Here is a 20,395-nt window from a genome sequence, read left to right as displayed (position 1 = left end):
CATGCGTGGATGACTCATTCGATATCTGACAGATGTGTCGACCAAGGTCGACACCTACCAACAGCCGCGCGGAACAAAGCCGCAGTTGCCAACAGCCGAGTGAACCTGTCGAAGGTGGGGCGGTGTGGGTGGGCAGGACCGTTGGCGCCATGGATGGCGCCATCGAGCCCCCAGGGACGGGTTTACGGCGTGTCCTGCCCACCCACACCGCCCCCCGCCATCCCACGGAATGCATGCTGTTGCTGTTGCTACGGCTCTTGCACTCGCTTCGGCGGGTGCAGGGCGCAGCCCTGCCGAACCCCCTCAGATGTCTGTGGGCGCCAGCCCATACTGCTCGGCGAAGCGCTTGCTGAAACTCGCCGCAGACCGATAGCCCGCGCGTGCGGCCACGGTCTTCAACGGCAGGTCCGTGGTGTAGAGCAGCTGCATGCCATGCGCCAGCCGTGCCTCGGTGAGCAGCTGGCGCAGGCTGGTGTCCTCGGCAGCGAGCCGGCGGCGCAGGGTCGCGCCGCTCAGCGCGAACTGTTCTTCCACATCGCGCGACTGCCAGTCGCGTGCCGGTTCGGCGGCGATGCGGTCGCGGATCTGTTCGCCCAGGCTCGGCGCCTGCGGCAGCAGCAGGTTGCCGTGGCCCTGCCGGCACAGGGTCAGTACCAGCGAGGCCAGGGCCAATCGTGCTTCGCTGTAACGCCCGTCCTGCAGCGATTGCCGCCATTGGCGCAGTACCGCGCCATGTTCGATCAACGGCAACCGCGCCATCGCCTGGCCGGGCGCGGGAAGCCCCTCGCTCCACAGCGTGCGAGCGGCCGCCAGCACTTCGGCACGCAGCGGCACGATGGCGCTGAGGTAACGGCCACTGCGCGGGTCGGGTGTGTTGACCACATCGATGCGGCAACGCTGGCTCAGCAGCAGGATGTCGCCGGGCACGAACTCCAGCGACTGGTGCGCGGTGCGTACCTGCTTGCGGCCTTCCAGCAGGATCGCGAACTGCGGTTGCGGAATCTCCACCGAACTTGCGCCATGCTCGCGGCGTGCGGTGATGCAGGCATAGCCCTCGGCGCGTTCACAGCCGGCCAGGCTGGCCATCTCGGCCAGCAGCGCGGTGGCCGGGGGCAGCATGGCGGTCATGACACGTGGGCACCGAGCAGGCGACCGACGACTGCGGCCGCGGCCATCGCCAGCGCGCCCCAGAACATCACCCGGATCGCGCCGCGTACCGGCGGTGCGCCGCCGGCCTGGGCCGCCATCGCGCCGGTCAGGCACAGGCCGAGCAGGGTGCTGGCCGTGGTCATCACCGCGACCTTGTCCACCGGTGCGAGCAGGGCGGTCAGTACCGGCAGTACGGCGCCACAGGTGAAGGCGCCGGCCGAGGCCAGCGCCGCCTGCAGGGGGCGTGCGCGCAGGGTATCGGTAATGCCCAGTTCGTCGCGGGCGTGGGCACCGAGCGCGTCGTGCGCGGTGAGCTGTTCGGCCACCTGCCGTGCCAGCGCCGGTTCCAGTCCGCGGTGGCGGTAGATCGCGGCCAGCTCTTCCAGCTCGCTATGCGGGTCTTCGCGCAGCTCGCGTTTTTCCATCGCCAGGTCGGCGTCCTCGGTGTCGGCCTGGGTCTGCACCGAGACATACTCGCCGGCGGCCATCGACATCGCGCCGGCCACGGTGCCGGCCACGCCGGTGGCCAGGATCGTGCTGGCCGAGGCGCCGCTGGCGGCCACGCCAACCACCAGGCCAGCCACCGAGACAATGCCATCGTTGGCGCCCAGCACGGCGGCACGCAGCCAGCCGACGCGCTCGGAGCGGTGCAGTTCGGGGTGTCGTGAATGGCGGCTCATGACCCTGAGTGTACGAGGGTCAAGAGGGCGTCGGTAGGATGCTGAAACCCGTCACCGTCGCATGACGCAGCAGAGTGCCACGCTATAGTGCGCCCTTGCGATGGAAGGCCCTGGGCCCCACATCCCCTGCCACTGTCCAGCGAGCCACCCCCTTGTCGAGCCCCAGCCACGTCGCCGATACCCCCATTACCGACCGCTCGCAGCTGGTGGCGGAGATCGCCTCCGGCGAAAAGCCCCGCGCGCGGTGGCGCATTGGTACCGAGCACGAGAAGTTCGGCTTCCGCCTGGATGACCTGCGCCCGCCGACCTTCGAAGGCGAGCGGGGCATCGAAGCGCTGCTCAACGGCCTGGTCCGTTTTGGTTGGACGCCGGTGCAGGAAAACGGCAACACCATCGCCCTGCTGCGCGATGGCGCTTCGGTGACGCTGGAACCGGCCGGTCAGCTGGAACTGTCCGGTGCAGCGCTGGAGACCATCCACCAGACCTGCGTGGAGACCGGCACCCACCTCAATGAAGTGGCGCAGGTGGCAGGCGAATTGCAGCTGGGTTTCCTCGGCATGGGTTTCCAGCCGAAGTGGAAGCGCGATGAGATGCCGTGGATGCCGAAGGGCCGCTACAAGATCATGCGCTCGTACATGCCCAAGGTCGGCTCGCTCGGCCTGGACATGATGACCCGCACCTGCACGGTACAGGTGAACCTGGACTACGCCACCGAAGCGGACATGGTGAAGAAGTTCCGCGTGTCGCTGGCGCTGCAGCCGATCGCCACCGCGCTGTTTGCCGATTCGCCATTCACCGAAGGCAAGCCGAATGGCTACCTGAGCTACCGCTCGCACATCTGGACCGACACCGACGCCGACCGCACCGGCATGCTGGACTTCGTGTTCGAGGAGGGCTTCGGTTACGAGCGCTATGTCGATTACCTGCTCGACGTGCCGATGTACTTCTCCTACCGCGATGGCATCTACCACGACGCCAGCGGGCAGAGCTTCCGCGATTTCATGCAGGGCAAGCTCCCGGTGCTGCCGGGTGCGCTGCCGACGCTGCGCGACTGGTCGGACCACATGACCACTGCGTTCCCGGAAGTGCGCCTGAAGAAGTACCTGGAAATGCGCGGCGCCGATGGCGGCCCGTGGAGCCGCCTGTGTGCGCTGCCGGCGTTCTGGGTGGGCCTGCTGTACGACGACACCGCGCTGGATGCCGCCTGGGACCTGGTGCGCGACTTCACCCTGGCCGAGCGCCATGCGCTGCGCGACGGTGTACCGAAGCATGCGATGAACCTGCCGTTCCGCAACGGCACGGTGCGCGACCTGGCCCGCGAGGCGGTGAAGATTTCGGTGGAAGGCCTCAAGCGCCGTGCCGCGCGCAATGCCGATGGCCAGGACGAGAGCAAGTTCCTGGACGTGCTGCAGGAGATCGTCGAATCCGGCCTGACCCCGGCCGAGCGCAAGCTGGCGCTGTTCCATGGCCGCTGGCACGGCGATGTGGATCCGGTCTTCCGCGAGTTCGCGTATTGATCGCCTTGCGGTAGTGCGGGCCGCTGGCCGGCAATCCCAGAAGAAAAACCCCGGCATTGCCGGGGTTTTTCATTTTTTACATCTGCCCTGGATCAGGCTGCGTTCTTCATCGTCGCCATGTCGATCACGAAGCGGTAGCGCACATCGTTCTTCGCCATGCGCTCCCAGGCTTCGTTGACGTTCTTGATGTCGATCATCTCCACATCGCTGACGATGTCGTGCTCGGCACAGAAGTCCATCATTTCCTGGGTCTCGGCCATGCCGCCGATCGCCGAGCCGGTCAGGTGCTTGCGGCCGAAGATCACGCTGCCGCCGGTCAGCGGCGGGTCCAGTTCGGTCAGCACGCCGACCAGGCACATGGTGGCCTCGCGCTTGAGCAGGCCCATGTACGGGTTGGTGTCATGGCCGACCGGAATGGTGTTGAGCAGGAAGTCGAAGCTGCCGGCATGCGCCTTCATCTGCGCGGCATCGCGCGAGACCAGCACTTCGTCGGCGCCCAGGCGCTTGGCGTCGGCACCCTTTTCCGGGGTGGTGGTGATCATCACCACGTGCGCGCCGAGTGCCTTGGCGAACTTCACGCCCATGTGGCCGAGACCACCCAGACCGATCACGCCGACCTTCTGGCCCGGGCCGACCTTCCAGTGGCGCAGCGGCGACCAGGTGGTGATGCCGGCGCACAGCAGCGGGGCGGCCGCCTTCAGGTCGAGGGTGTCGGACACCTTCACCACGAAGCGCTGTTCGACCACCACGTGGTCGGAGTAGCCACCGTAGGTCGGTGCGCCGCTTTCGCGTTCACGGCCGTTGTAGGTCCAGGTCGCGCCTTCGGCGCAGTACTGCTCCAGGTCGTGCTCGCAGGCATCGCAGTGACGGCACGAGTCGACCATGCAGCCGACGCCGGCATGGTCGCCCACCTTGAAGCGGGTGACGTTGCTGCCGACCTCGGTCACGCGGCCGATGATCTCGTGGCCCGGCACCATCGGGTAGATCGAGCCACCCCAGTCGTCGCGGGCCTGGTGCAGGTCGGAGTGGCAGATGCCGCTGTAGAGGATCTCGATGCGCACATCGTCCGGGCCGACCGCGCGGCGTTCGAACTCGTACGGAACCAGCGGGTCGGTATGTGAATGGGCGGCGTAACCACGGGCGAGGGACATGGAGAATCCTTGGCAGGGTTTGTCGAAAGGCGTTTTACAATACGCCCCGTTCCCAGCGGCAAGAAGCGCGGATATCGGCATGATTCATCAAGTGGAACTGCACAATCATGGCCAGTGACAACCTCACCCATCTGGCCGCGTTCGCCGCGGTGGCCCGCCATCGCAGTTTCCGCCGTGCCGGTGCCGAACTGGCCCTGTCGACCTCGGCGGTGAGCTATGCGATCCGCGCGCTGGAGGAGCGGCTGGGCGTCGGCCTGTTCCATCGCACCACCCGCAGCGTGGCCCTGACCGAGGCCGGGCAGCGCCTGCTGGAGCGCCTGCAGCCGGCGCTGGGCCAGGTGCATGACGCGCTGGAGGAGATGAACCAGTTCCGCGCCGCCCCTGCCGGCCTGCTGCGGATCAATGCGACGCGCGCTGCCGTGGCGACCCAGTTGGGGCCGCGGCTGGCCCACTTCCTGCACGCCCATCCGGACGTGCGGGTGGAACTGACCGAGAACGATGGCCTGGTCGACATCGTCGCCGAGGGCTATGACGCCGGCGTGCGCCTGCACGAGTTCGTGCCCGAGGACATGGTGGCGGTGCCGATGGGACCGCCGCTGCGCGGGTTGATCGTCGGCTCGCCAGAGTATCTGCAGCGACGTCCGGCTCCCCAGCATCCGCGTGATCTGGCGGCACACGAGTGCATCCGTTTCCGCTTCGCCAGCGGGCATCTGTACAAGTGGCAGTTCGAGCGCGATGGGCAGGCGCTGGAAATCGACGTGCCTGGACGACTGACGCTGGGCGAGCAGGGCACCGTGGTCGGCGCGGTACTCGATGGCATCGGCCTGGCCTACGTGCTGGAAGACACCGCGCGGCCGTACATCGCCTCCGGGCAGATGGTGGCGGTGCTGGAAGACTGGAGTGAACCGTTCGCCGGCTTCGCGCTGTATTACCCCAAACAGCGGCAGATGCCTGGTGCGCTGCGCGCGTTCGTGGATATGCTGCGCGAGTGAGGTGCTGCAGGCGTGCCGACCAACGGTCGGCACCCACCGGGGCAGGCCATTGCCGACCAACGAATCGGGATCGGCCGGTAGATCCACGCCATGCGTGGATGGAGCAACCCTACGCCCCCTGCAACACCGGCCCCAACAACGCCATGCACTCACGCAGGTGCGCGTCCACCGGCGCATCCTCGGCCACCACGCCGATCACGCGTTCGCGCAGTGGCTCGGCCACGGCCATCGCGAGCAGCAATCGCGCCATGCGAACAGGATCTCCCTCGCGCAGCAGCCCGCGTTGTTGCTGTCGCGCCAGCCAGTCAGCCAGCAGCGCTCGGCCGCGTTCAATGCCGTTGTCCAGGTAGGCCTGCAGCAGCGCATCCTTGCCGGGGAAATCGGTGGCCAGCAGGCGGAACACCTGCACCGCCTGCGCCGACAGCGCCTGTGCGCACACCGCGTGCAGGATGTCCTGAAGCAACGGCAGCACCTCGTCGGTATTGCGCGCATCGCGCTGCAGTTGTGGCGCGAAGCCGTCCGTCCACTCACGCACCGCCAACCCGACCAGTTCCTCGCGGTTGCTGGCATGCCGATAGACGGTCTTCTTCGCCACCCCGGCATGCGCCGCCACCGCTTCGACGGTGGTGGCCTCGTAACCCTGCGCCAGCAGCAGCTCCAGCGTGGCCTGCAGCACGGCGTGGCGGACTTCGGCTTCCGGTCGTGCAGGGCGGCCGCGACGGCGGGTCGGTGATGTGGGTTCGGGCAGGGGGGTGCTGTTCATTGCGCCCATCTTACCGCACCCATCTAATTGCGAAACGATGTACGTTTCCGTATTGTCAGATCTCCCAACCCGTAGGACACCCCGATGGATACCGCTGTGAACGCTCGCGCCTGGCTGGACCACCACGATCTGCTGGACCCGGCGCCGATGCATCTGGAGACCGGCATCCAGCGCCGCGAAGACGGCACCCTGCTGGTGGCGGTGCGCACCGATCTGCACGGCTGCAAGGGCCGCATGCTGGACTGGTGGTTCACCTTCTTCGAGACCACCCAGCACATCCGCTGGTGGCATCCGGTCGATCATGTCGAGCATCGCGGCTGGGACGAGGCCTGGCAGCGCGGGCGCAGCTACCACGGCGCCAGCATCCATGCGGTGGAATCGCTGGCCGACATTCCGCCGGTGGCGGCGCGCCTGAAGTTCCATGACCCGCGCACGTTGCTGGCGCCCGAGCGACTGCAGGCGGTACAGGATGCAGGCGATGTATCGGCGGTGATCGCCGCGCGCATCGGCTTCGGCGACCACGTCCGCCTGGATGCAAACGGTGATCCCTGCGACGGGCAGATGCTGCACGTGGCACGCGATACGCCGTTTGGCTGCGTGCTGCGCAGCCGCTTCGTGCTCGGCCTGGACAGCACCGATCCGCACCGCGATGCCGGCGATGCGGTCGGGCTGGGCCTGCTCAAGCACTGCTACACCGAGTTCAGCTTCCTCTCGCGCCTGCTGCCGTCGCTGTACTACGGCGAGCGTGCCAACGGCGAAGCGGTGCCGTTGCCGTGGTGAGTGGTGCAATGGTCATTCGACCAGCACGTCGTAGCCTTCGCTGCTGAACTGGATCAGGCAGAAGCCATGGCCGAACGGATCGGCCAGCACGGCGATGCACCCCCAGCGACGCTCGCGCACGGACTGCTCGAGTGTCGCCCCGGCCGCAACCGCACGTGCCACTGCAGCTTCGATGTCATCCACCACCCAGTCCAGGTGCAGCGGCGTCCAATGGCGCTCGTAGTCGCGCACGTCGCCGTCTTCGGTGGCAGCGCTGCCGGCGTCGTTCTGCAGCAGGTACAACGGTGTTGGCCCGCCGAGCAGTTCCACGGCCTCCGGCCCGAGACGGCGGCCGATCCGCAGGCCGAAGGCTTCGGTGTAGAAGGTTTCAGCGGCAGCAAGATCGGGCACGTCGAGGTTGACGATGAACGAAGCGGTGACGGAGTTCATGGGGACTTTCGTCATGTTGTTGGGCACGGATGGACGCTCTAGGATCGAACTGTAGTTCAGGATCGGAGTGCCCTCCGTCGTTGCGACCGGCGGCCTCGTTGCCAGGGAGGATTCCATGCGGGATCTGGAAGTGGAAGCGCGCGTACGCAAGCTTGAGCAGCGGGCAGGCCGATGGCGCTCGCTGCTGGTGGCAACGCCCATCCTGTTGGTATCGACCTCACTGGCCGGTCACGGTTTTGCCAGCCCTGAGGCCGGCATCGTTCTGGAGATTCGCACCCAGCGCCTGATCATGCTTGATCACGAAGGACGCAAGCGCGTGGAAATCGGCGAGGACGCGCCGGACCTGGACATCAAGCGCAACGCCCGGGTGGCGGGGTTGATCATCTTCGATGGCAATGAACAGGAGCGCGGAGGCATGGTCACCGCCGACGATGGCAGTGCCACGGTTGCCTTGGATGCACCGCGCGGCGTTGGCTATCGCGTGTCTGATCGCGCCGGGATGAAGGTGGGAGCGGACGGTTCGGCACTCATCGGTGTCCTCTCCAACGCCGGAGGCTTTGCCGCCAGGCTGGTCGCGCAGGGCGCGGAAGGACAGCTGGAGCTGAGCCGCGTGGACGCCGCCGAAGGCGGAGCATCCACCCGTGTGATCCACGTGGAAGCGGATAGCAAGTAACGGAGCAACCACAGACTCAAACCGGGAGCGCAACATGCATGAGCAGGATATAGCCGTACGCTTGGAACGCCTGGAGCACAGGCTGCGCCACAGGAATCTGCTTGCTGCCTCGATGTTCGCGCTGGGCGCATCGTTGGCCCTGATCGGGACCAGTGTGGCCACGCCCGACGCCGGCGTGGTGCCGGAGATCCGCACCTATAAGCTGACCGTGCTCGACAGCGAAGGGCGCACGCGCGTGCAGATTGCCGAGGATGCCAGTGACATTGCCCGCAACTCACGCGCAACGGGCATGACCATCTACGACGCGAAGGGCGATGAGCGCGGTGGCATCGGCACCATGGCCAATGGCAGCGCGGTAATGGCGTTGGATGCGCCGGTTGGCGTGGGATACAAGGTGCGCGATCGGGTGGGCATGAGAGTCGCGCCCGATGGCACCGCCGTGATCACAGCACTGTCCAACGAGGGCAGCTTTGCCGCCAGCCTGGTGGCGCAGGGCAACCAGGGGCGGCTGGAGCTGAGTCGGAAGGACTCGGCCAGGGGCGAGATCAGCACCCGTGTGCTGACCTTTGATTCGGACTCGACCAAGGTAGAAAAGGCGCCGTGATGCGTTCCGCAGCGAGAGTTGCATCGCATCCATGCAGGGCGTGGCTCTACTGTGCGCGCGGGTAATCGAGGTAACCGGCCTCGCCGCCACCGTAATAGGTGTTGCGGTCCGGCGTGGCGAGCGCGACGTCCCGCTGCAGGCGTTCAACCAGATCCGGGTTGGCGATGAACGGCTGGCCGAACGCGGCCAGATCGATGGTACCGGCCTCGACCAGCTGCAGTGCACGTGCGCGCGTCATCCCGCCGGCCAGGATCAGCGTGCCGCCGTAGGACTGCTTGAACTGCTGCAGAAATGCCTCGCCCAGCACCGATTCGCCCTGCTGCAGGTTGTCGTTGAGGTGCACGTAGGCCAGGCCGCGCTTGCCCAGTTCCTCGGCCAAGTACAGATAGGTGGCCTCGTTGCCGTCATAGAACGGCATGTCGAAGGTGAGGTTGTTCGGTGCCAGGCGCACGCCGATGCGGTGCGAACCGATGCGCTGCGCCATGGCGTCGACGGTCTCCAGGATCAACCGCGCACGGTTGGCCAGCGAGCCGCCATAGCGGTCGTCGCGCTGGTTGATGAGTGGGTTGAGGAACTGTTCGAACAGATAGCCGTTGGCGGCGTGCAGTTCGATGCCGTCGAAGCCGGCGGCGATCGCGTTGTCGGCGCCGCGTGCGAAGTCGCCAATGATGCCCGGGATTTCGTCGGTGGCCAGCGCACGTGCCGGGGTTGGATCGGCGTGGCCGCGGCTGCCGTCGTCCAGGTACACGAACGAGGTGTTCTTCGGCGCGCTGGCGACCGGGCGGGTGCCGGCACTGACCGGCTGCCCGCCATCGGGCTGCAGCGAGCTGTGCGACATGCGGCCCACGTGCCACAGCTGCGCGAAGATCGTGCCCTGTGCGGCATGCACCGCCTCGGTGACGAGCTTCCAACCGGCGACCTGCTCGGCCGACCAGATGCCGGGCACATCGATGTAGCCCTGGCCCTGCGGCGATACCGGCGTGCCTTCACTGATGATTAGGCCGGCGCTGGCGCGCTGCCGGTAGTACTGTGCGGTGAGTTCGTTGGCGACCGCACCGGGGTTGCGGGCGCGGGTCATCGGGGCCATCGCGATGCGGTTGCGCAGGGCGGTGCCTGACAGGTCGAACGGCTGGAACAGGGCGGCGGTCATGTAGGTCATCTCGGTGCGGGGAGGCGCCAGCGGCGCGATGCACACAGGATGGCGTTGACAAGCGGGCGCATAAAGCGCTTCGATTTCCCGTAGCTGGGGACTATTTGTCCCCAATGGAGCATGAAAGTTGTTGCCACTGGAATCCTTGAATGGCCTGGTGACCTTCGTCACCACAGCGCGCTCGGGCAGCTTCACCGAAGCCGCCGATGCGCTGGGCATCTCGCGCTCGGCGGTGGGCAAAGCCATCGCCCGGCTGGAAGCGCGGCTGGGCGTGCGCCTGTTCCACCGCACCACGCGGCGCATCGCGCTGACCACCGACGGCGAGGCGTACTACGCATCGTGTGCGGCGGCGCTCGAAGAAATCTCCGCCGCCGAGGCCTGCCTGGGGTCGGCCGGGCTGCCCAGCGGGCGGCTGCGCATCGACATGCCGTCCTCGTTCGGGCGGCTGGTGGTGCTGCCGGTGCTGCTGCGGCTGTGCCGGCAGTACCCGGACCTGCAGCTGACGATGACCTTCACCGATCACTTCATCGATCCCGTCGAGGAAGGCATCGACCTGCTGATCCGCTTCGGTGGGCTGCACCAGGCCGAGCATCTGGTGGCACGCCGGCTGGGGCGCCAGCGGCTGGTCACCTGTGCATCGCCAGCGTACCTGCAGGCACATGGTACCCCGCACATTGTCGAGGAGCTGGCGCAGCACCGCAGCATCGTCGGCTTCCGCCACGGCCAGCCGGTGGCGTGGCGGATCGGTAGCGATGATGCGGAAGGAACCTTCATTCCGAATGCGGCCTACCAGCTCAACGACGGCGACGCGGTGATCGACGCGGCCATCGCTGGGCTCGGCATCTGCCAGATGCCCATCTCACTGGTGCGCCGTCATCTGGAGTCCGGCGCGCTGCACTCGGTGCTGGATGCGCACATGCAGCGGCATATCGACATCCACGCACTGTGGCCACCGACCCGCCACCTGCGACCGAAGGTGCGCTATGTGGTGGATGAACTGGCGCGGCTGGCGGGTCGGGGAGCGTTCGACTGAGGCCCCCCGGATTGAGTCAGGAAACCTGGAGTGTATACTATCCCCTAGTATAGTTCCGAGCTGCCTCCGTCATGCCGCACTCCCCCGAAGAGAAAAAGAAGGTCCTGGCCCGCGTGCGCCGCATCCGTGGCCAGTGCGATGCGCTGGACCGCGCGCTGGAAGCCGGTGCCGACTGCGGGCCGGTGCTGCAGCAGATCGCGGCCATCCGTGGCGCGGTCAACGGCCTGATGTCCGAGGTGATGGAGGCCCATCTGCGCGAGGAATTCGGCCAGCCCGCGGCCTCTGATGAACAACGCGCCGAACGCGTGCGCGACATGAGCGCGTTGATCCGCTCGTACCTGAAGTAAACGGTGGCGCAACATGGCGTCGCCCATCCTGTCATTGCCTGTCTCTGGAGAAACCACCATGAAGTCCCGTGCCGCCGTCGCCTTTGGTCCCGGTCAGCCGCTGCAGATCGTCGAGATCGACGTCGCCCCGCCGAAGGCAGGCGAAGTGCTGGTCAAGATCACCCACACCGGTGTCTGCCACACCGATGCGTTCACGCTGTCCGGCGATGATCCGGAAGGCCTGTTCCCGGTGGTGCTGGGCCATGAAGGCGCCGGCATCGTGCTGGACGTGGGCGAGGGCGTGACCAGCGTCAAGCCGGGCGACCACGTGATTCCGCTGTACACCGCCGAGTGCGGCGAGTGCCTGTTCTGCAAGAGCGGCAAGACCAACCTCTGCGTTGCCGTGCGCGCGACCCAGGGCAAGGGCGTGATGCCCGATGGCACCAGCCGCTTCAGCTACAACGGCGAGCCGCTGTACCACTACATGGGCTGCTCGACCTTCAGCGAGTACACCGTGGTGGCCGAAGTCTCGCTGGCCAAGATCAATCCGGACGCCAACCCGGAACACGTCTGCCTGCTTGGCTGCGGTGTCACCACCGGCATCGGCGCGGTGCACAACACCGCCAAGGTGCAGGAAGGCGACAGCGTGGCGGTGTTCGGCCTCGGTGGCATCGGCCTGGCGGTGATCCAGGGTGCGCGCCAGGCCAAGGCCGGCCGCATCATCGCGGTGGACACCAACCCGTCCAAGTTCGAACTGGCGCGCGAATTCGGCGCCACCGACTGCATCAATCCAAAGGACTTCGACACGCCGATCCAGCAGGTCATCGTCGAGATGACCACTTGGGGCGTGGACCACAGCTTCGAGTGCATCGGCAACGTCAACGTGATGCGCGCGGCGCTGGAATGCGCGCACCGTGGCTGGGGCCAGAGCGTGGTGATCGGCGTGGCCGGTTCGGGCCAGGAGATCTCCACCCGTCCGTTCCAGCTGGTGACCGGCCGCAAGTGGATGGGCACCGCCTTCGGTGGCGTGAAGGGCCGCAGCCAGCTGCCGGGCATGGTCGAGGACGCGATGAAGGGCGATATCGAGCTCGCCCCGTTCGTCACGCACACCATGGACCTGGACAAGATCAACGAAGCCTTCGACCTGATGCATGAAGGCAAGTCGATCCGTTCGGTCGTGCATTACTGAGCCACGGCATGGGCTGGCTGGATGCCCTGCGCGGGCCGCGTGCGGAAGACCCGCGCGCGGCCCTGGTCGCCCCGATTGAGCAGGTGCTGCGCGCGCTGGGCTGGGTCGAAGGCGAGGTCGGTGCCCCGCGCCCGGTGGATTCACCGTTCGGCATCGATGAGATGCCGTTCGAGCACTGGCTGGCGCAGGTCTTCCTGCCGCGGCTGCACGAGGCCCGCGCCGATGGCCGATGGCCACCGCGCAGCGATGTGGCGGTGGCCGCGTACCGCAACCTGGATGGCCAGCCCGGCGTCGAGCCGCTGCTGCGCCTGCTGTCGCAGCTGGATGAGTTGATCAACACACGTGACGGCTGACGCCGGCACGCAGGAGAGTCCCATGGAACGCATTGAACACCGCGCCTGTTTCGGTGGCTGGCAGGACGTCTACCGCCATCATTCGACCACGCTGGGCTGCGACATGCAGTTCGCCGTGTACCTGCCGCCGCAGGCGGATACTCAGGCGCTGCCGGTGCTGTACTGGCTGAGCGGCCTGACCTGCACCGAGCAGAATTTCATCACCAAGGCCGGCGCGCAGCGCTATGCGGCCGAGCATGGGGTGATCATCGTCGCACCCGACACCAGCCCGCGCGGTGACGATGTGGCCGATGCCGAGGGCTACGACCTGGGCAAGGGCGCTGGCTTCTACCTCAATGCCACCCGCGTGCCGTGGGCGACGCACTACCGCATGCACGATTACGTGGCGCAGGAGCTGCCGGCGCTGATCGAAGCGAACTTCGCGGTGACCGATGCCCGCGCGATCAGTGGCCATTCGATGGGCGGCCATGGCGCGCTGGTGATCGCGCTGCGCAACCCGGGGCGCTATCGCAGCGTGTCGGCGTTTTCGCCGATTGTCGCGCCCAGCCACGTGCCGTGGGGTCAAAAGGCCTTCCATGCTTACCTCGGCGACAACCCCGCCGACTGGGCTGCGTGGGATGCCTGTGCGCTGCTGGCCACCGCCGAAGAGCGACTGCCGCTGCTGGTCGACCAGGGCGAGGCCGACGAGTTCCTGCAGACCCAGCTGCAGCCACAGCGCCTGCAGGAGGCCTGCGCGGCCGCCGGCCATCCGCTGACCCTGCGCCTGCAGCCTGGTTACGACCACAGCTACTACTTCATTGGCAGCTTCATCGGCGAGCACATCGCCCACCACGCCCGCGCCCTCAACGCCTGAGGCGTCTGCGGTAGTGCCGGCCGCTGGCCGGCCCACCCAGGGAGACACGGAGCTGCAGGTTGCCGACCACTGGCCGGCACTACCGGGCGGTGCCCGCGGCGTGTTGTTTTGCCGCAGTGGATCACGCCGCTGTAGCGTGCCGGCGCGCTATCGTGCGCCCATACGGCCTTGCGGATGGGGGAAGGCATGCCGGTAGTGCTGGCGCTGCTGTATGTGCTGTGCCATGGCGTGGTGCTGGCCCTGTGGCCCGGTCCCGCCGGGGCGGGTTCCTTCGTTTTCCTGACCGGCGCCCCGTTGCTGGCTGCGGTCGCCTGCCTGTGGCGGGCCCGCCGCGACCGCGCGGCGCTGGGGTGGCGGGCCACGGCGTTGGCGCTGCTGCTGTGGGCCGGCGGCATGGCGTTCAACATGATCGACGCTCTGGGCGCCGGCCGTGCCGATTTCACCCCGCGGGCTAGCCTGTTCCTTTACGTGCTTTACGGTGTGCCCCTGGTGTTCATCCTGGCCCGGGCGCGCCGGGAACGGGTCAGCATCAGCCTGATCGATGCGGCGATGGCGGCGCTGCTGGGTGTGCTGTTCTTCGTGCACGCGCAGTCGTTTGCCGCCCGTGTTGACATCGACGACCACGCGTTGTCCAACATGCAGCGCATGTTCGATATCCAGAACCTGTGCATCGCCATGTTCGCGGTGGTGCGCTGGCTGGCCGGCGACGTTCCCGAGCGGCGCACCTTTTTCCGTGCGCTGGCGATGTATGCGGTCACCTACCTGTTGGTGGCGTACTACATCAACCACTACACCTCCGACGATGCGTTCGGTGCCTATGCCGACCTGCTGATCGATCTGCCGTTCCTGTTGTTGGCGCTGCTCGCACTCAGCCAGGCACCCGCGCGGATCCTTGCGCCGCATCCACGGATGGCGCGCACGGTGCAGGCGGCCGGCCCGATGATCCTGCCGTTGCTGCTGCTGGTGGTCGGCACCCTGGTGGTCGACCATGCGCGACCGCTGGCGGTCAGCGGGTTCGTGGTGGCGACGCTGGGCTTCGGCCTGCGCAGCATCCTGCTGCAGGTGGACCTGATGGAACGGCAGGCGTCGCTGGACCAGCTGGCGCGCCAGGATGGCCTGACCGGCGTGGCCAACCGGCGCGAGTTCGACGCGCTGCTGCTGGCCGAGTGGAACCGCGCACGGCGCAGTGGCACCGAGCTGGGCCTGCTGCTGTTGGATATCGACCACTTCAAGGCCTTCAACGACCAGCACGGCCATCCTGCGGGGGACCGCTGTCTGCAGGCGGTTGCTGCGATTCTGAAGGCAGGCGCGGGCCGTGCGGGCGACAGTGTTGCGCGGTACGGGGGCGAGGAATTCGCGGTGATCGTGCCAGGAAGCCCGTTGTCCAGCGTACTGGCGCTGGCTGAGCGCCTACGCGAGGCGGTGGAAGCGCTGCCACTGGCGGAAGGATCGGTCAGCATCAGCATCGGTGTGGGGTACCTGCATCCGCCAGCGATGGCCAGTGCCGATCAGCTGCTGGCCGATGCCGATGCCGGCCTGTATGCGGCCAAGCGGGCCGGCCGCAACCAGGTGATCCTGCATGCGCACGTGCTGGATGACGAAGGCAGCACGCACGGCACGATGGATTGCTGATCCGGATCCGTCGGTGACGCGCTGACGGCGCATTGCCTCCGGACCGCATCCTGCTCTCGTCGCTCAGAATCGACCTGCTTGAAGTGCCGTCCCCCAGCGCATCACGCTGGACACTCTGGCCGCGCCGGGTAGTGGCTGTGTGCACTCCGTGCAACCTGCATGGGCGGCGGCACGACAGCGCGCTCGACCGGAAGAGTCGAGCGCGCCAAATTTCACCGGCGACGCCGGCGGATGCCTCAACGCACGTCGCGCAGTTCCCAATGGTGGCCGGCCAGCAGGCGCAGGCGCTGCTTGAACACGTCGCTGTCGATGCGGGTGGTGGCCACCAGGTTGATGCGCAGATCCTTCTGCTCGCCGGTCACGGTGGCATCCGGATCGGTTGCCCCCCACTGCGGCTCCACCGCATCCGGGTCGGGCTGCTTGGCCTTCCAGCGCTCGAACAGCGTGCCGCTGCGCAGGGCGTCCTGCAGCTCTTCGGCGAAACCGGCGGCGCCCTGCGAATGGAAGGACAGGTCAGGATCGTTGCCGCGGGCCTTGGACGGGTCGGGCAGGCTGATGTGGTACTGCGCAGGCATGGTGTTCTCCTTGAAGTGCGGCAAGGCTGGCACAGTCGCGGTGGAATCGATGTGCAGATTCCCGCCACGGTCGGCCTTCATTCAAACCGATGCGGCCCATCGGCAAAGCCCACGGTGACCGCACCCTTGCCGACGTTGACCATGCCGGTCAGGCTCATCACCGATTCGTACACGGTCACGCCGTGGCCGGCGCAGACCTCCTTCAGCTGTGCGTAGCCAGGCAGGGTGCGCAGTTCGTCCAGTTCGCCGCCGTAGCTGACGCACACGGTCGGTGTCATCAGCCCCGCACGCACGCGTTGGCCGACCACCGCGAACAGCTTCTGCACGGCGTTGTCGAAGCCCTTGATCTTGGCCACCGGCCCGGTCTCGCCGCGGTAGCCGTGCAGCACCGGCTTGATGTCCAGCGCGCTGCCCAGCGCCGCGCTGAGCAGGCCGACGCTGCGGTCGCCCTTGTGCCGCGCACGTGCGCGCATGTAGTACAGGTCGCGGGTGACCATGTAGCCGTGTACGTTGCCGGCCAGTTCCTCCAGCCGTTCGCGGATCTGCTGCACGCTGGCGTTGCTGTCGCGCAGGCGCACCGCCTCCACCGCGGTCACGGCCTGCGCGGCAAACAGGTTCTGCGTGTCGAGCACGCGCAGCGCGAACGGCGAGTTGTAGCCCGCCGCCTGCCGCACCGGCTTGTAGTCGTTGAGGATGGCGAAACTGGCCTGCAGCGCATTGTCGTGGATCGGGCTGCGGGTCTTGGTGATGGTCATGCAGAATACGTGGTCGTAATCGATCACCAGCTGCTGCAGGAACAGGTCGCGGATCTGGTTGACGCTGAAGGGGATGGTCTCCGCTTCAGCCCCATGTTCGGCCACATGCGCGTGCAGGAAGCTCAGCGTGGCCTGCTCATCGCGGTGATCGGCCAGCACCGCTTCGCCGATGCGTACAGTGATCGGCAGCAGCACGATGTTGTGCTCGGCAATGAAGTCCTGCGGCAGGTCGCAGGCCGAGTCGACGACGATTCCGATGCGCATCCGCAGCTCCCCCTCCAGGGCGGTTGTAGGTTCGGAAATGTGAAAACTATCTCAAAACCTGGCCGGGCGCGCGAGGGAAAGGCGTCGCGCCCTGTTCAGCGATTGCGCTGCACCGCCACAGGCAGGCTGTCCAGGTGCTGCCAGGCGGGCTGCTGCAGCATGCCCGGATCGGCCAGCACCGCGGCCATCAGCGGATGTGCGTCGTTGCCCCAGAACAGTTCGTCGCCGATGGCCAGGGTGGGTACGCCGAACACGCCGGCCGCGATCGCGGTCTCCGTGTTGCGCCGCAGCTGCTCCTTCACCGCAGGCCCGGCAATGGCGGATGCGACATCCTCGATGCCCAGCCGTGCGCCGGGTTCGCGCAGGGCTTCGGCGCTGTCGCCGGCGTGGCCATCGCGCCAGATCCAGTCGAACAGCACGTCCACTGCCTGCGCGCTGGCACCCGCGGCCAGGCACAGGCGCAGCGCCGCCAGTGGATTGAACGGATGGCCGGGCGGGAAGCGCATCGGGGTGCCTTCGGCCTGCGCGGTCCATTGCAGGTGGCGGTAGGCGAAGCGACGCTTGGCCGGAATTTCCGCCGGGCCCAGGTTGCCCAGGTGATGCAGCACCGCACCGAAGGCGATCGGTACGGCCTGGATCTGCGCGAACTGCGGCAGCTGCTTCAGCTTCTGCCAGTGCAGGTAGGAGTAGGGCGAGACGAAATCGAAGTACCAGCGCAGTGTTGTCATGGGTGGGTCATCCAATGCGATCAGGGCTGCGCGTTGCGCTGCAGGTAGCGGTCGCGCAGGTCGGTCTGGCGCGAGCGCATCGGCATCGCGCGGCCGCCCAGCCAGACCTGTTCGGCATAGTGCGCTACATCCAGCGGGTCGCCTTCCCACAGCACCAGGTCGGCGCGCTTGCCCGGCTCGATGCTGCCGATCTGGTCGGCTACGCCGAAGGCCTGTGCCGGCACCCGGGTCAGCCCGGCCAGGCCGTCGGCCCAGGGCAGGCCGTTGGCCACGGCGTTGCCCGCCAGCTGGCGCATCTTGCGCGCGTTGTGGCTGGCATCACCCCGCTGCACGAAGGAAACCGCCACGCCTGCGCGTTGCAGTCGCGCCGCGTTTTCCAGGGTGGCGCCGATCTGGTCGAAACTGGCCGGCAGGTTGGCCAGCACATCGACGAACACCGGCACGTGGGCGGCGGCCAGCTCCGGCGCCACCTGCCAGGCTTCGCTGGCACCGGCGATGGCGATCTTCACCTTCTCGCGGGCGGACCAGCGCAGCAGCTGGCGGATGTCCGATGCGCGGTCCACCTCCACCACGACGCGGCCCTGGCCGGCCAGATAGCGGCTGAGCGTGCGACGCCCGGCCGGGGTCAGCAGCGCGTGCGGCGAATCCGCCGCAACCTGGCCGCGTGCTTCGTCCACCATCTGCTGCAGCAGCATCCATTGCGCGGCACGCGAATGACCGGTCAGTTCGGAAGCGGCTGCGCCGATGCGCAGGAACAGCGCGCGCGGACCAAGCGGGTCAACGCTGCCGTCCAGGCGCATCACGCCGCCCTGGCCGGCCACGAAGCCACCGCCGGTGGCCGCACCCAGTGCAGTGAAGCCGATGCCTTCCAGCCGCGTCACCGGAATCAGCACCGACGCCGGGTTGTAGGCCAGGGTGACGTCGAACTCGGGGCGCAACGGTTGTTCGCCCATCTTCAGGGTGCTGTCGACCGTGCTCGCTTCACCGGAAACCTCTTCGATGCCGATCTCGGTGATGCCCCCGAACAGCGCCGGCGTCAGTGGGCGGCCTTCGGCCTCGATCACGCTGGCCCCGGCCGGCGCGGACAGGCCGGGGCCGACCGCGCGGATGATCCCGCCCTGCACCAGTACATCGGCGTTCTGCAGGCTGCCGCGCGCGCTGGCGGTATGCACCGTGGCATTGCGCACCAGCAGGTCCTGCGCCGATGCCGTGGTTGCCAGCAACAGCAATGCCACTACGGTAGCGCCGGGCCATGCCCGGCGACGCTTGTTCACCGCGCCCATCAGTGCACCTCCTGGCCGAGCTGGAAATCGGAACGCGGCGTCGCTGCCGGCGCACTGCGGTCGTACAGGCGGCGACCGTCGATGAAGACCTGCTCGGCCAGCGCATACGAACTGAAGGGATTGCCGTTCCACACCACCACATCGGCCATCTTGCCGGCCTCCAGGGTGCCCGTCTGGCCTTCGATGCCCAGCGCCTTGGCGGCGTTGGCGGTCATCCAGGTGATGGCGTGCTCGGGCGTGATCTCCGGCATGCGCGCACGACGCGCGGAAGCCATCACCTTGGCCGCTTCCTGGTTCAGTCGCTGGATGCCCTCGGGCGAATCGGAGTGGACGATGGCACAGCTGTTCTTCGGGCGGTCGACCAGCGCGATGTTCTCCTGGATGCCGTCGAAGGCCTCCATCTTGAAGCCCCACCAGTCGGCCCAGAGTGCGCCGCAGACGCCGTCGGCAGCCAGTCTGTCGGCCAGCTTGTAGGCCTCCACGCCATGGTGGAAGGCGGCCACCTTGAATCCGAATTCCTTGGCCAGGTCGAGCATGGTGGCCATCTCGTCGGCGCGGTAGCAGTGGATGTGCACGCGGATGTCGCCTTGGATCGCGCCGGCCAGCGTGTCCAGCTTGAGATCGCGCTTGCCGCCGGCATCACCGGCGCTGTCGCCCTTGTCGCTGCCGAACCAGCCCTTGCGCTTGGCCGGCTTGGGCGTGTTCTTGGCGATGTAGTCGGCGGCATCGATGAAGGCGGCGCGGTAGCCGGCCACGTTGCCCATCCGCGTGGCCGGAGCCACGCCCTTGCCTTCGCCATAGACCCGCTTGGGGTTCTCGCCGCAGGCCATTTTCAGGCCCCACGGCGCACCGGGGAACTTCATCGCCTGGTAGGTGATGGCCGGGACGTTCTTCAGGGTCACGCCGCGACCGCCGACCAGGTTGGCCGAGCCGGGCAGCACCTGCATGCTCGTCACGCCGCCGGCCAGCGCGGTGGCGAAGCCCGGGTCCTGCGGCCACACCGAGTGCTCGGCCCAGACGTTGGCGGTGACCGGCGCGGTCATCTCGTTGCCGTCGCTGTGCGCGCCGACGCCCGGGCTGGGATAGACGCCCAGGTGCGAGTGCACGTCGATCAGGCCGGGGGTGACCCACTTGCCCTGCGCATCGATGCGGGTGACGCCGGCGTCGGCCTGCAGCCGGGGCCCCACGGCCACGATACGGCCGTCGCGCAGCAGCACGTCGGCGTTGTCCAGGCGCTGGCCGGTGCCGGTCAGCACGGTGGCGTTCTGGATCAGCACCGGCGCATCAGGATGGGCCTGGTAGGTGCTGGGGTACGGGTCGACGACGAAGCGCGAGGCCCCCACCGCCGGCACCGTGCTCAATGAAAGCAGTGCCAGTGCCACCCCGGCGCGCAACAACGTCGATGCCATGCAGTTCCCCTTGCAGCTTGGTTCAGCCGTCGACGCTAGCCGGGCGGCGGTGGGCTTGCCAAGTGACCTTCTTCACAGGCTGGCCGACGGCGGCTCGACGGCGCCTC

General features: G+C 67.5%; 22 protein-coding genes. 11 read left to right on the top strand and 11 right to left on the bottom strand.

What is annotated here, in order from left to right; all coding sequences use genetic code 11:
• Positions 1-303: 303 nt before the first annotated feature.
• A complete protein-coding gene (locus QP512_RS17135) occupies positions 304-1,128 on the bottom strand; it encodes a helix-turn-helix transcriptional regulator (RefSeq protein ID WP_286069869.1) in 825 nt (274 codons plus the stop codon).
• Positions 1,125-1,829 carry a VIT family protein gene (locus QP512_RS17130; RefSeq protein WP_286069868.1) on the bottom strand — a complete coding sequence of 235 codons (705 nt, stop codon included), beginning with the start codon at positions 1,827-1,829 and terminating at the stop codon, positions 1,125-1,127. Before QP512_RS17130 ends, QP512_RS17135 begins: the two co-directional genes overlap by 4 nt.
• A gap of 152 nt (positions 1,830-1,981) precedes the next feature.
• Between QP512_RS17130 and QP512_RS17125 the strand changes: the two genes are divergently transcribed.
• Positions 1,982-3,346 carry a glutamate--cysteine ligase gene (locus QP512_RS17125; RefSeq protein ID WP_286069867.1) on the top strand — a complete coding sequence of 455 codons (1,365 nt, stop codon included), beginning with the start codon at positions 1,982-1,984 and terminating at the stop codon, positions 3,344-3,346.
• A gap of 92 nt (positions 3,347-3,438) precedes the next feature.
• Here the strand turns inward: QP512_RS17125 and QP512_RS17120 are convergent, their stop codons facing one another.
• Positions 3,439-4,497: an NAD(P)-dependent alcohol dehydrogenase gene (locus QP512_RS17120; RefSeq protein ID WP_286069866.1), complete on the bottom strand. Its 1,059-nt coding sequence runs from the start codon at positions 4,495-4,497 to the stop codon at positions 3,439-3,441.
• A 107-nt stretch (positions 4,498-4,604) separates the two neighbouring features.
• Between QP512_RS17120 and QP512_RS17115 the strand changes: the two genes are divergently transcribed.
• Positions 4,605-5,489 carry a LysR family transcriptional regulator gene (locus QP512_RS17115; protein ID WP_286069865.1) on the top strand — a complete coding sequence of 295 codons (885 nt, stop codon included), beginning with the start codon at positions 4,605-4,607 and terminating at the stop codon, positions 5,487-5,489.
• 109 nt (positions 5,490-5,598) lie between these two features.
• Here QP512_RS17115 and QP512_RS17110 read toward each other — a convergent pair whose 3' ends face one another.
• On the bottom strand, positions 5,599-6,261 hold the full coding sequence (locus QP512_RS17110) for a TetR/AcrR family transcriptional regulator (RefSeq protein WP_286069864.1): 663 nt from the start codon (positions 6,259-6,261) through the stop codon (positions 5,599-5,601).
• Positions 6,262-6,336: 75 nt separating this feature from the next.
• On the opposite strand from QP512_RS17110, the gene QP512_RS17105 reads away from it, so the two are divergent.
• A complete protein-coding gene (locus tag QP512_RS17105) occupies positions 6,337-7,032 on the top strand; it encodes a hydrolase (RefSeq protein WP_286069862.1) in 696 nt (231 codons plus the stop codon).
• A gap of 12 nt (positions 7,033-7,044) precedes the next feature.
• On the opposite strand, the gene QP512_RS17100 is transcribed toward QP512_RS17105, so the two are convergent.
• Positions 7,045-7,461 carry a VOC family protein gene (locus QP512_RS17100; RefSeq protein WP_286069860.1) on the bottom strand — a complete coding sequence of 139 codons (417 nt, stop codon included), beginning with the start codon at positions 7,459-7,461 and terminating at the stop codon, positions 7,045-7,047.
• Positions 7,462-7,576: 115 nt separating this feature from the next.
• Here QP512_RS17100 and QP512_RS17095 point away from each other — a divergent pair, with 115 nt between their 5' ends.
• Positions 7,577-8,134 (top strand): hypothetical protein, encoded by a 558-nt coding sequence (locus tag QP512_RS17095; RefSeq protein ID WP_286069858.1) that lies wholly within the window; start codon positions 7,577-7,579, stop codon positions 8,132-8,134.
• Between the two features lie 61 nt (positions 8,135-8,195).
• Positions 8,196-8,738 (top strand): hypothetical protein, encoded by a 543-nt coding sequence (locus QP512_RS17090; protein WP_286069856.1) that lies wholly within the window; start codon positions 8,196-8,198, stop codon positions 8,736-8,738.
• Between the two features lie 46 nt (positions 8,739-8,784).
• Here QP512_RS17090 and QP512_RS17085 read toward each other — a convergent pair whose 3' ends face one another.
• Positions 8,785-9,888 (bottom strand): alkene reductase, encoded by a 1,104-nt coding sequence (locus QP512_RS17085; protein ID WP_286069855.1) that lies wholly within the window; start codon positions 9,886-9,888, stop codon positions 8,785-8,787.
• 127 nt (positions 9,889-10,015) lie between these two features.
• On the opposite strand from QP512_RS17085, the gene QP512_RS17080 reads away from it, so the two are divergent.
• The 6 genes from QP512_RS17080 (at position 10,016) to QP512_RS17055 (ending at position 15,274) form a co-directional block, all read left to right on the top strand.
• Entirely contained in the window at positions 10,016-10,921 is a 906-nt protein-coding gene (locus QP512_RS17080; protein WP_286069853.1) for a LysR family transcriptional regulator, read from the top strand.
• Positions 10,922-10,992: 71 nt separating this feature from the next.
• Positions 10,993-11,268 (top strand): formaldehyde-responsive transcriptional repressor FrmR, encoded by a 276-nt coding sequence (frmR, locus tag QP512_RS17075; protein ID WP_005411009.1) that lies wholly within the window; start codon positions 10,993-10,995, stop codon positions 11,266-11,268.
• A gap of 58 nt (positions 11,269-11,326) precedes the next feature.
• Positions 11,327-12,436, top strand: a complete 1,110-nt coding sequence (locus QP512_RS17070) for an S-(hydroxymethyl)glutathione dehydrogenase/class III alcohol dehydrogenase (RefSeq protein WP_286069851.1) — start codon at positions 11,327-11,329, stop codon at positions 12,434-12,436.
• 8 nt (positions 12,437-12,444) lie between these two features.
• Positions 12,445-12,789, top strand: coding sequence for a YqcC family protein (locus QP512_RS17065; protein ID WP_286069849.1), 345 nt, complete (start codon positions 12,445-12,447; stop codon positions 12,787-12,789).
• A 22-nt stretch (positions 12,790-12,811) separates the two neighbouring features.
• A complete protein-coding gene (fghA, locus tag QP512_RS17060; RefSeq protein ID WP_286069847.1) occupies positions 12,812-13,642 on the top strand; it encodes an S-formylglutathione hydrolase in 831 nt (276 codons plus the stop codon).
• A 186-nt stretch (positions 13,643-13,828) separates the two neighbouring features.
• Positions 13,829-15,274 carry a GGDEF domain-containing protein gene (locus QP512_RS17055; RefSeq protein WP_286069846.1) on the top strand — a complete coding sequence of 482 codons (1,446 nt, stop codon included), beginning with the start codon at positions 13,829-13,831 and terminating at the stop codon, positions 15,272-15,274.
• Positions 15,275-15,510: 236 nt separating this feature from the next.
• Here the strand turns inward: QP512_RS17055 and QP512_RS17050 are convergent, their stop codons facing one another.
• The 5 genes from QP512_RS17050 to QP512_RS17030 all read right to left on the bottom strand — a co-directional run bounded on the left by QP512_RS17050 (position 15,511) and on the right by QP512_RS17030 (position 20,288).
• Positions 15,511-15,849 (bottom strand): hypothetical protein, encoded by a 339-nt coding sequence (locus QP512_RS17050; RefSeq protein WP_279945304.1) that lies wholly within the window; start codon positions 15,847-15,849, stop codon positions 15,511-15,513.
• A gap of 77 nt (positions 15,850-15,926) precedes the next feature.
• A complete protein-coding gene (locus QP512_RS17045; RefSeq protein ID WP_286069841.1) occupies positions 15,927-16,868 on the bottom strand; it encodes a DegV family protein in 942 nt (313 codons plus the stop codon).
• 95 nt (positions 16,869-16,963) lie between these two features.
• Positions 16,964-17,596, bottom strand: a complete 633-nt coding sequence (locus QP512_RS17040; protein ID WP_286069840.1) for a DsbA family protein — start codon at positions 17,594-17,596, stop codon at positions 16,964-16,966.
• 20 nt (positions 17,597-17,616) lie between these two features.
• Entirely contained in the window at positions 17,617-18,879 is a 1,263-nt protein-coding gene (locus tag QP512_RS17035) for an amidohydrolase family protein (protein WP_286069838.1), read from the bottom strand.
• Positions 18,879-20,288, bottom strand: coding sequence for an amidohydrolase family protein (locus QP512_RS17030; RefSeq protein WP_286069836.1), 1,410 nt, complete (start codon positions 20,286-20,288; stop codon positions 18,879-18,881). The genes QP512_RS17035 and QP512_RS17030 overlap by 1 nt, the downstream gene beginning before the upstream one ends.
• Positions 20,289-20,395: the final 107 nt, after the last annotated feature.

This window comes from Stenotrophomonas sp. 57 (assembly GCF_030291075.1).
GTDB lineage: Bacteria > Pseudomonadota > Gammaproteobacteria > Xanthomonadales > Xanthomonadaceae > Stenotrophomonas.
Note: the sequence above shows the minus strand (reverse complement) of the source record. Positions and strands in the feature narration are given on the sequence as shown.